The 304-nt window shown below is 40.1% G+C and carries 1 pseudogene; it reads right to left on the bottom strand.

The window, feature by feature from the left end:
• Nucleotides 1–304: pseudogene (locus PZE06_RS27855) on the bottom strand (type II secretion system F family protein); the annotation flags it as partial.

The following is a 304-nucleotide window of genomic DNA, read 5'->3' as shown; positions in this document are numbered from 1 at the left end:
TCCAAACCAAGGCCGGCTTGAAGCGTGACACTGACCGTATCAAGGAAGTCTGGTAAAGAGAAACCAAGCTCATCCTGCCTTTTTGTCGCTTTTCCCTTCTGCCAAAAAATCGTTGCAAAATAACCAATCAGAGGCAAGAAAAGAATTAAAAATTGCGCGAATGGGAAGCCAATAATCATTAACAATACTCCCATTATAAAGCCTACAAGCATCATAAATATTTTTAACCCCTGAAAACGTTCAACCGTTAAAGCGTATGGATACCCTGCTTGTATCAACCATCTTTCTACTTCATGAGATTCAC

It is taken from the genome of Robertmurraya sp. DFI.2.37 (assembly GCF_029211245.1).
Classification (GTDB): Bacteria; Bacillota; Bacilli; order Bacillales; family Cytobacillaceae; genus Robertmurraya; species Robertmurraya methanolica_A.
This window is presented reverse-complemented; position numbering and strand designations above follow the sequence as displayed.